6 protein-coding genes are annotated in these 11,972 nt (G+C 34.9%); 3 read left to right on the top strand and 3 right to left on the bottom strand.

All coding sequences use genetic code 11. The features are described from left to right. Both SFA27_RS13960 and SFA27_RS13955 read right to left on the bottom strand, forming a co-directional pair. A complete protein-coding gene (locus SFA27_RS13960; protein WP_407292851.1) occupies positions 1-2,985 on the bottom strand; it encodes a hypothetical protein in 2,985 nt (994 codons plus the stop codon). Beyond that, complete coding sequence (locus SFA27_RS13955) at positions 2,982-4,562, bottom strand: T9SS type A sorting domain-containing protein (protein WP_407292849.1); 1,581 nt, start codon at positions 4,560-4,562, stop codon at positions 2,982-2,984. The genes SFA27_RS13960 and SFA27_RS13955 overlap by 4 nt, the downstream gene beginning before the upstream one ends. Positions 4,563-5,079: 517 nt before the next feature. Here SFA27_RS13955 and SFA27_RS13950 point away from each other — a divergent pair. Next, complete coding sequence (locus tag SFA27_RS13950; RefSeq protein WP_407292847.1) at positions 5,080-5,325, top strand: hypothetical protein; 246 nt, start codon at positions 5,080-5,082, stop codon at positions 5,323-5,325. An 82-nt stretch (positions 5,326-5,407) separates the two neighbouring features. On the opposite strand, the gene SFA27_RS13945 is transcribed toward SFA27_RS13950, so the two are convergent. Continuing rightward, positions 5,408-6,574: an NUMOD4 domain-containing protein gene (locus SFA27_RS13945; protein ID WP_407292845.1), complete on the bottom strand. Its 1,167-nt coding sequence runs from the start codon at positions 6,572-6,574 to the stop codon at positions 5,408-5,410. A gap of 360 nt (positions 6,575-6,934) precedes the next feature. On the opposite strand from SFA27_RS13945, the gene SFA27_RS13940 reads away from it, so the two are divergent. Both SFA27_RS13940 and SFA27_RS13935 read left to right on the top strand, forming a co-directional pair. Then, a complete protein-coding gene (locus SFA27_RS13940) occupies positions 6,935-8,485 on the top strand; it encodes a T9SS type A sorting domain-containing protein (RefSeq protein ID WP_407292843.1) in 1,551 nt (516 codons plus the stop codon). A 15-nt stretch (positions 8,486-8,500) separates the two neighbouring features. Next, positions 8,501-11,968, top strand: coding sequence for a hypothetical protein (locus SFA27_RS13935; protein WP_407292841.1), 3,468 nt, complete (start codon positions 8,501-8,503; stop codon positions 11,966-11,968). The last annotated feature ends 4 nt before the right edge of the window (positions 11,969-11,972 follow it).

The following is an 11,972-nucleotide window of genomic DNA, read 5'->3' as shown; positions in this document are numbered from 1 at the left end:
TTAGTTTTTATAATGGTAATTGAATTCTTGTGTTGTCTTATAGGTATAATTGTTATCATTATTTAGATCTCTTTCCAGAACCTTGATTTCTTTAAGCTTATTTGCAGAGTCATAAATATATCTTTCTCTAGTACCTGACGGCAATGTTTTTGAAGTGATACCAACAAGAGGATCATAAGTAAAGGTTGTAACCTGGGTACCTGTTAAAAATTGGTTCTGACGTATATTATCTAATGCATAAATTAAAAGATCCTCACTTGCATTATCAATGTCACCATTTGACTTTTGGCAAATCTCAAGATTATTATAATTGACGATGTTATCATCCATTCCCAAAACATCCATCAAACCCGTGTAAGAAATACCTTCCACTTTTAAGATAGGCAGAGTCTGATTATAACCGTAAATTATAGTTACAGGAATACCTTCTTTTGTCGTGTATTGCAATAAATTACCTTTAGTATCATATTGATCATAGGTAATTTCATTCTGATATACTTCATTGGGACCATTGATAGTATTTAATGAAACAGATTCTTTTTGTAATGGAAATAATTTCTCGTGTCCCAGCCAATCTTTACTAAAGCTTACTTTTGATTTTGAAACAGGAATATTATTGTGGTAACTAGTGGTAATGATTGGTAAGCCAACCATATTCCTTTGTACCAGATCTCCTGTAATATAGAGATCCTTAGCATATTGATATTGTTCCTTATCAGTGCTTCCGTCCTGGTAAGTAGTCGTTTGACTCATTAAATTGTTGAAATTATCTGCGTTAAAATATTCTTTTACACTGTTGGTAATAATTTTATTTCCATTATCTAAAATTACAGTCTCTTTTTGCCCAGTATTATTTAGCCACCTGCTTGTTAAATTATACCTGCTTATAGAAAAAGCGTCAAAATTCAAAAAATAATATTGGTCAGAAAAATAGGTTTCAGGAATATAATCACGATCAACAACATAATTTTCAACATTTAAAATGTTTGTGTAATTATAACTGTAATCAGTAGCTCTCTTAATAAGATAATCCCCATTATTGATTTCTCCTTCAATTTTATTAAACATAAGGTTAGCATTCCAATGGTTAGCATAGGAAGGAAGATATGTATTGCTGAATCCCAACATTGGTGCAGCAGGAAAATCCTCCAATACAGCATATTTTTTTGTTTCAAATCTGGTATTATTAATGATTTCAGTAACTGCTTGATAAGCTACAAAGTCTCCTTGAAAAGCATTGATGTCATACCTCTTATCTGAATTCATTTTATAATATTTGTATTTGTAGAAACATGGGAATCCACCCTGGTTACAAGGCCAGTAACCAGTAACATAACCTTCCGTCAGATATCCTCCAAAACCATCATCTTCTGAATAAAAAGATGAAATATCACCTAATTCAAGTTTATTTGTTGAAGGATTAACTTCAGCCTTCTTATACAAATACGTTTTAATAGTTTTAGCTCCGGTTAAATCACTTATTTCAATTCTCTGTGGCCGAACCCCATAGTGAATACTCTCTATTGTATCTGGATCCTTTATGATGGTGTTGGGCTCATAAAAAATCTCTTCAGTGCCCTTTGTGGGATAGGTAATACGGCTTAAAAGTCCGTACTGGGAATGTGGAAATTGAGTTTTTCTTATACCTGTCGCAAAGTTTATTTGTTGGGTAGTAGGGTTGACCTGTCCTAAAATCTGGGAATAATATTCTTTGGGCAGTAAACTTTCATTGGTGTATCCATTATAGATACCCGCCATGTCCTGGCCTCTTGTAAATCGGGGAGCCAGACCGCCGGGATTATTATAATCAAATGTATACACCTCATCCTGATTTAAACCTAATGTTATATTCTGCAGAAAGTATCTTACTGGAGTAGAATTCCCCAATTCTGCGATCTCAACATTTTGAAGGTAATTTCCAACCTTCAAATAATTGAATTTTACTTTATCTACCAAGACTCCATTGGTATTCTTAATTTCTATCCTATCAAAAAAGAATCCGCCTATTTCATCCCTGCTTTTGTAAGAAAAATCAACAGTAAAATCAGGAGATTGAATTTTTTTGATGTACTTTGTGGTAACATCTTTTATTGTAACACAATGACCATCCCTTAAAAAGAATTCCAGATCATAACCATAGGGATATGTAGCTGGAATATCCCCTCCATACACTGTAGTTTTAATATTTTTAGATTCCGAGTAATTTTCGGGATAATTACTGTAGAAAGTATCATAGGTGAAATTGATACTTTTTGCAAGATTCGTATCCTCTATTTTAGTTAAAAACCAGGCTGTCTTGACAGGGGGCTGCGGGCTGGAATCAGGATCGCAGTATGAAGATATGGATGCATATTCTGCACAATCATTTTGGCCATAATAATATTTTCTGCCCTGTTTGTCCGTTATTATAAATGATTCAAGGTTTGTTGCTATTTCTATCTTAACCTTTTCACTATAATTCAGCAGATAAGCCTGATTATTCTTGATGAAAAAACTTCCCTTTAAATTATTTACATTGTAATAAAAAATATCACATTCACCGTCTTTACCTGAAGTATTATTATTTATTTTCGCTTCATAAATATAGCGTATGGTATGATATTCATTTAAGTTGAAGTCTCCGAGGTAATCAACTTTCTGAGAGTTTCCATCCGGAACTCCTCGAATAACCCTGTAAATCAATGATGTAAATTGTGGTTGCCACAATAATCCCAATGCACCTCCCCAATCATTAAGTTTTAATCCGTTGCTAGAATAAGAAACAGATAAGTCGTAATTCAAATCACCGCTCTTTAAACTCGCAATATCGATGATTTTATTAAAGCGCCCTTTATTGTCTACCGTCGAATAATTGCTGGTTTTTCCAAAATATTCTGTAGAAACTGATGGCTTTAGAGTATTATCTGTAAAGACTTTAATCTGTGAAAACAAATAGTTAGTAGCTAAAATGATTATAATAATTGAAATATTTATTTTTTTTCTCATCGTTTTATTAATTTGGCGTTAGCGGTTTTATTTGTATCTGTTTTGATAACAACCAGATAGGCTCCTTGAACCAAAGCCTGAGTGTTGATCTTTGTTACTCTATTCTTTGTTTTCAGATTTTGAAGCTGTCTTCCAGACATATCATAGAGTAAAATATCTGCATCTTTGAAATCAAAGCCAATTTCTACATACGCATAATCCGATACGGGATTTGGGTATATCTTGATGTCATATTTTTCTATTAACTGATTAACTTGTTTATCTCCCAGCTTTACAATTTTCCAGTTTTCTTTTCCTAATTCATCACCGCTAATGCCAGCTAAAACAATAGATCCATCATTATTCAGTTTTACATCGGATAACCTCTCTTTTCTTTTTCTTGATTCACCTATAACATATTTTCTCCATTGCTCATTACCATTTTGATCCACATATAGTATCCAAAATGTTTCATCATCATTTTCTATCTTATATTCAGATTGAGTATAACCGCCTAATAACATACCTTTTGAAGATGTGTCATCTGATGAATATAAAACACTCATACCCATCAAAATATCTCTGTTTTTGAAATTGTAGGATTTTTGCCACTCTTCATCTCCTCGTTCGTTTAAGGAAATCAGCCAAAGATCTGTGCCTTCCTCAATGCCTGCGGTTTTATTTCCTGATTTCTCCGATCGCGATTCTCCACCAACAATAAAGCCTGTTGAAGTTACTGCCAGGGTTCTGAGATGATCATCACTTTTTCCTCCAAAATTTCTTTCCCATTCAACCTTTCCGTCTTTATTAATCTTTATAACCCAGTAATCACCCTCTCCAAAATTTTCTGTCTTCTTTGTGCCTCCACCATTACTTCTTGAATAAACGCCCAATAAGGCACCACCATCCTTTGTGGGAATCATTTTCTCGACTTCATCTAAACCTTTTCCTCCCAGTATAATCTGTGACAATTCTTTTCCATTCTTATCCAGTCGTACAATCAGAATATCTTTCGAACCATACCCTTTTGCTGAACTTTGAATATCTCCGGCAACAAAGAACCCCAGATCTGTAGTCTGGATAACTGCTTTAGCTTCTTCATCTGAAGAGCTTCCTAAAGTTTTTTGCCACTCTTCTTCTCCAAATTCATTGATTTTTATAACCCAGATATCAGAACCTCCTTTGGTATCTTCCTTTTTATCAAGTCCTTTTTTTGAATATGAAGTTCCTGCCAGCAAAAAGCCTCCCTCTTGGGTGCTCACAGTTGCAGATAAAAAATCGTGATTATTACCGGAAAAGTATTTTTCCCACACTTTTTCACCTTGTTGATTTAGTTTTATCAGATGGAAATCATAGCCATTATTTTGCTTGGGAGTTTCCAATTTGGCGGGTTTTATATCCAGACTGCGGTTCTTAACCTTTTGACTGCCTTCCTTAATAGAGCTTCCGCTAATTAAATATTGCTGATCAATTGTAGTTGTAATCCGGCTTAAAAAATCTTGTGTCGAAGACTGTATGTCTTTCTGCCAAATTACTTCTTGGGCAGACAGACCCAAAATTGTACACAGAGTAAGTGTACTCACGTAGAGTTTTCGCATGGTTATCTTTTTCAATGTTTTTCCGAAATTAATACTTTGTCAAAAGATTGAATGAAACCAAATATTATCTTTTTTTTAAGACAATATTAATTCTTAATGTATGGTGAAGAAGTAAGATTAGTGGATCGAAAATTCTGAATATCAAAATTGTATATGATTAAAGCAGGACATAAGAAAGCCGTTAGAAGAAGCGAAAAATAATGGGGCTGATTGATACTGTTACCAAATAAATTACAGAAGCATATCCTGATATGTTGCAACGGACGATATATGATTCTTTCGACACTATATCAAGCGGGCATCCCGTATTAGAATCTAAGATCCAGGAACTCTATTACTATTTTCAGGGTGTCTTTCCTGGGATAAGGTGTGGTGTTTGCAACAGGGATGAATGTCTGAAAGTGGCTTAAAATAAAAATGAATAGCTTCTTGCTGCCAAATACGACCTTTCAGCTGCCATAGCTTTTAAGAAACTTTTCTGGCTTGATATCTTAAGTACTGTTCAATACATAAAGCCATGGATAAAAATATAAACGAAAAACTGGATACAGTCGAAAAGACAGGTGATACCTTACTGGTGCTGCATCATGAAACGGGTACTGTTGGGATTGTTAAGGGATTGGATGATAATGGGGGAGTAAATAGGGCTATTCCTCAGGAGCTGAACCGTGATGAAAGGCTGGAGAGGGGAAGGCAGCAGGTAAAGGAGGGGACGCTGGGAATAGTTATTTATATAAGGCGGAGAAGGAGGACTGGAAGATGATGGATAAGCCGGGTTAGAATATGTGAGGAGGATGGGAGTGGAGATTTCAGGCAGGTTCCGGAGGTGTTCAGATTCATTAATTTTAATTTTTTTGTTTAAGCACTGAATAAATGGATTTTAACGATAGTTTTGAGACATCAATATCCCATAAAGGCTGACTTTTATTAATAACGACCCATATTTTGCTGTGGATATCAAATTGTTCAATAAAACAGTAATATACCCATTTGGCAATGGTAATACGAGTATTCTTTCCCTTATGATGTACCAGACAATAAAGCGAGTAGGTTGATTCAGTATTGGATGACATTATTTGAGAAAGAATCTGTTCTTTAAGGAAAACAGTTCTTCCGGAAGAAGTCCATCCCGCCAATCGTTTAACACGCGCTTGATTAGAGATAATAAATCGATTATCAAAGCCGGGAATGGTTTTCCATTGTTCTCCTGGAAGATCTTTCAATGACGAGTTCAGACATGCGGGAGGATTATTCTGATCAACAGCGGGCCTCCCTAATTTTTTCCACAGAGAAGTATTAAACAGTCTGCCTGGAAGGTTTTGCTTGTCAGTTACTATAAAATCCTTCTCTGTTGGTGTATAAGATTTCAAAAACCACCGATATCCACCTGCTGTTAAAAATTCTTTATTGATAATATCCTTAATACTTTCCGTAGCAATGCCCAGCTTTTTTTCTACAGCATACATGCTGTCAAAATTTGCCAGTAAGTTTCCTTGAATACTGTACTGGCTGACAGCCTGCATATAGATAACTTTACGATTTTTTGCTCTGTTCTTATCAAACATCCTGAGCCGGATCTCATGGGACGAAATTTTCTCTAAATTTTTGCAATGTATATGAAGCTTGTTCTCATCTTTAGTGGTAATAAGAATGGAACGGTCATTATAATCAAATTTTTCAATAAAATGGTAATAGACAAGACGTTTTACAGATTTCCTGTGCTTTTGGCCGTCTGATGATAAAGTGCAGTGGACACTATAGCTATAATTCTGTAGATAACTGTTAATACGTTTTACAAAAATTAGTTTCATAATCAGTTCCGGCATCTTCCGTTCTTTGCCGCTTGGAAGGGAAACAAAACGTTCTATACTTTTTACACGCCCATAATTGGAAATCATATAGTTTTCATAATTCTCAATAGATTTCCATTCTTCACTTGGAAGATTTTTTAAAGAAGTATTGTACAAAACTTTTTTTACGTATCGGTCTTCAAATTCAGGGGGCAGTTCCATAAGCTAAAGTGATGAAAAAAAATTGATAATACTGGCAAAAATAAAAAACTCAGTTAAAAAGAATTTAAATGTGGTATTCTAGACCCTATATTCTGTAATAATAGCGAGTAATGGATCTACTATTATTATAGCTACAAAGATAATTTCTACTTGCTAAGGAAGCCGAATATTTTATAAACGACATGTTTTGTCGTTTAAGCAATATATTTTTGTGAAATAAATATAAATTATATGGTATGAAGCTAATTGTGGATATTTTAATTATAATAAATGTAAATATTTGTCGTTTCTTAAAAAATGTTAAATTTGCAACGTTTTAATAAAACTAATCACTAACTCAAAAAAAGCAACAATACGGGAATGAGAAAAATCTATCTCGGAGCGCTTACCTTATGCGCTTTTCTGGGCACTTCTGCCCAAGAGGTGGTATGGCAGAAAGATATCAAATCCTCTACCCAGGATTTTTTAAGCCAGATTACCACAACTATTGATCAGCAGTATCTTATCACAGGAAGTTCAATACAGTCTAAAAGCCAGTCGCAAGCGGCTGGCAGCCAGAAGCAAAATAATGGTTATGATTTTCACCTGGTAAAGCTAAACCAACAGGGGGAAGAAGTCTGGGAAAGGTATTTCTCAGGATCTAATCATGATTATTTGTCAGCAACTGTTACTACACAGGATGGTGGAAGTTTGTTAGCAGGTACTTCTTATTCAGGGAAAGGTTTGGATAAGAAAGATGATACCAAAGGGGGATCAGATATCTGGCTGATCCGGATCAATGAATTCGGTGATGAATTATGGCAGAAAACATTAGGCAGTTCTTCTGATGAAGAAGCAAGAGCTGTCATACAGACAACAGATCTGGGATTTTTTGTTGCCGGGAATATACAGAATGCCTCAAAAGAATATGGTTCCAAAGATGTCTTCATTACCAGACTGGATAAAGATGGAAAAGAGTTATCCCAAATAATCTTAGGAGGGAAAGGCTTAGATGAATTAGAGAAAATGATTCCAACGAAAGATGGCGGAGCATTGCTTGGAATTTATTCCAGAAGTTTAGTTGGAGGAACAAAGAAAAGTGAAAACTTTGGTGAGGGAGACTACTGGATCTTGAAGCTTGACAAAAACGGAAGGGTTGAATGGGAAAAGAACTTTGGAGGGAAAGAAGATGACCATTTGAGAACCCTTGCCTTAACTTCAACTGGCTTTATCATTGGTGGAGAATCCAGATCAGAAAGGTCAGGAAATAAAACGGTTGACCTCGAAGAAGGATCGGACTTATGGTTGATGTCTTTAAATGAAAGAGGTGAAGAGCAGTGGCAGAAATCCTACAATTTTGGGAATCGTGATATTCTGATGAGTATGAGCATTCTTCACTCGGCAGATGATAAATCTTCCAAGGGAATTTTATTAGGTGGCTATACCCAGGCAGAAGGAAGAATAGAAACCGATGATGAAACTTTCTGGATGCTATATTTGGATCAGAATGGTACTGAGCAGTGGAGAAAGCATGTTAAGGGAGAATCACGGAAGAAAGAAGAAAGGCTTTCTGACTTAAAACTCAACAGAGATGGTTCGATTATTTTGGCCGGAACCAGTGCAGAAGAATTGGGTAAAGAGAACTGGAAGATTGTAAAGCTTGGAGACAAGCAGGTGGATCAGTTAATCGAGAAGTATGATATCAAGATCTATCCAAATCCAGTTTCCGATTATGCCTATGTAGAAATCGGCTTTGATTTTAAAGATGCAGATATTCTGCTGTATGACATGAGCGGAAGACAGCTTCAGAGTCTGAAGACAAAAAATAGAGTGACTAAGATTAATACTCAGGTACTTATTCAGGGAGCTTATCTGGTGACCATAAAAACTGATACCAATAAAACGGCGAATGCAAAGCTGATCAAAAAATAAAACTTAATTATTTTCATGAAGAAAACTACAATAGCTATAATTTTATTATTAGCTACATTAAATAATGCTTCAGGGCAAACTACAGTCAACCAATATGACCCAAGTGTGAAAAATGTTCCTACCTCTCCTGAAGTTGCATTATTAGGCCGGTTTGGAGATATTCCTGTGGGGCATTATACTGGAACAGCAGAAGTTTCAATACCTCTTTATACTCTTAAAATAGATAATATTGAAATTCCATTAGCTTTAAGTTATCATACCTCAGGTATTAAGGTTGCTGATGAAGCTACATGGGTAGGCCTTGGATGGAATTTTTTGCCTGAGGGAACCATTACACAGGAAATTAGAGGCAGCGAAGACTTTGTAACAGGAGGAGACGGTTTTGCCAACACTTTGGGTTATAGTATTTTTAAAAATAATTTTTCTACTGTTCAATCGGAAAGCCCAATGTATAGACTTCAATACGGAGCAAATGATTATAATGCCGGTCTTCTTCCTGGAGGAGCTCAACCAGCGATAGATGATTCTTATGATATTATAACCAATTTAAAGAGTAAAAAGGGACAACCGGATATTTTTTCTTATAATTTTTATGGATATTCAGGTAGATTTTTTTATAATCCTGAAAACAACAATGAAATACTTTTTTTAGAAAGTAATGATGATGTGAAATTCTCCAGAAATACGGATGGTTGGATAGCAACTACCAACAAAGGTGATAAATTTTATTTTTATGCTATTGAAAAATCAACAACTGATCAGACCAGCACAGCTGACCTATCGTATACTTTTAAAGTTAACAGAATTGAACTTGTAAGTGGTAAGGTTGTTATATTCACTTATCAGGATGAAAGTACCTATCAACAATATCCTACACAAGTTGTTCATCTTACTAATTTTTCTAGTAGCCCTGCTGAAAGTAGTAGTTCGAATGCTGTAATTAATGATAAGAAAACATTGATAGGTATCGAAACTGAGGATACCAAGATAAAATTTAATTTGGATAACAGGGAAGATATCCGCCCGCATTTTACTGCGACCCCAATCAAAAAATTAAGTTCTGTTGATATTCTGTCGAAATACAGTAATAAGAAAATTAAAAGTTTTGTATTTAATCAAAATTATTTTCCAATTAATTCCATTAATAATACACCGGAAGAAGGCTATAAAAATAAAAGGTTAAAATTAAATTCTATTCAGGAAGTTAATTATGATCCAATGGGTAATTCTGTTCCCATAGCTATTCCTCCGTATACTTTTGAATATGACACAACCAATATAATGCCTGATAAGATGAAAAGCTCAGATTTTTACGGCTATAATAATGGGGAAGGCAGCGTAAATCTTCTTCCGGATTTATCATATTTTGATTATTTCAAAACAGCTCCTTATAAAAACTATGGGCTGACACCTAGTTCCTATTTGGGGAGCATGAGATATACAAATGTCAACTATGTGTCAACAAACATCCTTAAGAAAATATCTTATCCCACAGGTGGACGTACTGAATTTGAGTATGAATCCAATACATTTACCAATCAGTTTATACCAACCGTTACTCAATTACAAAATGGTAATAAAAGTCAAACCGTTAATCATCGTGGAGCTGAGCCAAATGGAGCTATTTTTGTCAAAGGCTCTTCCTTCAAGCTTCCCAATAAAACAATAAAGTTTTACAATACTATATATGATGGCTATATGGGACCAAATTATCCGGAAGTTCACTATGGTGATTGGAATGAGATGGCGAAATGCAAAATACAGTTTCGTAAGAAAAAGATAGTTAATGGGCAACAGGTTGAGACCGTTATTAAAGAATGGAAAGTAGATGTTCCAGGTAGTGTTTTTGAACAAACGCACCAGCTCACCTGGAATGAGGAAATAACAGTAGTTGATGATGTCGATCCAACTACAGAATATTATGTATATGTTGAGAATGGTATCAATTACCGAAGTACAGATGGAACCCATAGAGCAATTGTATCAAGTAGTATTTCATATTTTGATAATACGAATATTGATACCTCCATATCCTATGGAAGTGGTTTAAGAATAAAGTCATTAAAAAATTATGAAAACAATACATTATTATCCCATAAAGAATATACTTATAATGATGGAAAATTAATTTATGCATTTAATCCTATAAATCTTATCAGCGGTGCAACATCTAAATCTCTTCCTTCATCAACTACTGGAGGATGTCCTAGTGAATCTATTTCAATATTTAATGACATTTCAATCAATTCCAGTGATTTTGGATTAGGTGGAAATAAACCTTTTGGTTATAGTGAGGTTACAGAAAAAGATATCAGTGTTATTGACGGAACAGCTAAAGGTTATACAAAATATTATTTTACCAATATACAAGGAACTTACTTAAAAGGCATGCCGAAAGTAGATGTTCCGTCCAACGGGGAGAATACATTGATTGAAGTTTTTGATCAGAATCAAAATAAACTCTCTTCAAAAATAAACAACTATGATAATTTACCCAATACCTATGGGGTATACCCTTCATTTGGGATTGTTAAAACATCAACAGGGCTTTATGACCCAAGTAATAATTTTTATCCTTATCAGTTTAATTCAGGCTGTCCTGTAATTGGATTATCCTATACAGGTGACACTTATCAAAATCCTCTGCCGGTCACTAAATATAAATTTTTGGTGAGTCCTCTCATTACAGGCAAGCGAAGACTTAAAACTAGCATTGAAACTTCTTTTTTTGGCAACTCAGCTTTGGTGAAAAAAACAGAATTAACATATAATGCTTCTGGAAATCTGGATACAAGTAAATTGACAACTTCTGACAGCCAAATTATCTATACAGATTATGACTATGCCAATGACTGGGGAAACACCCGTTTGGTTAATAAAAACATGACTGGTATTCCGTTATCTACAAAGGTTACTTCGGATAATAAAACTCTAAGCTTTACACAAACAAAATATGATAGTCAGGACAACTACCTTCCGACTTCTGTTCAGTCGTATGATATCAAAGCTGGCAGCTGGGATACTGAAGTTAAATATGATAAGTATGATGATAAAGGAAATCTTCTGCAGTATACTACAAAGAGTGGGGTTCCGGTTTCTTTAGTTTGGGGATATAATAAGACGTATCCTATTGCTAAAGTTGAAGGGCTTACCTATGAACAGATTGGGGAAGCCGCTTCGGCTCAGCTGGCAGATATTCTTACAGCTTCTGAAAAAGACGCTAACCCTGTATTTTACAATATGCAGCCGGAAGATGCAGAAAACCAGCTTGTTACTAAATTGGATGCTTTCCGTACTTATTTCAGGTTGTTAAACTATAATATTACTACGTACAGCTATGATCCTTTAGTAGGGGTAAGGAGTATTACTCCGCCATCAGGAATCAGAGAACGCTATATTTATGATGCTGTTGGCAGGCTTGAAAAAGTTGTTGATATGGATGGCAAAGTGTTGAAAGAAATGAAATATAACTATAAAAACTAATACC

This window comes from Chryseobacterium sp. HR92, assembly GCF_045689405.1.
GTDB classification, from domain to species: domain Bacteria; phylum Bacteroidota; class Bacteroidia; order Flavobacteriales; family Weeksellaceae; genus Chryseobacterium; species Chryseobacterium viscerum_A.
Note: the sequence above shows the minus strand (reverse complement) of the source record. Positions and strands in the feature narration are given on the sequence as shown.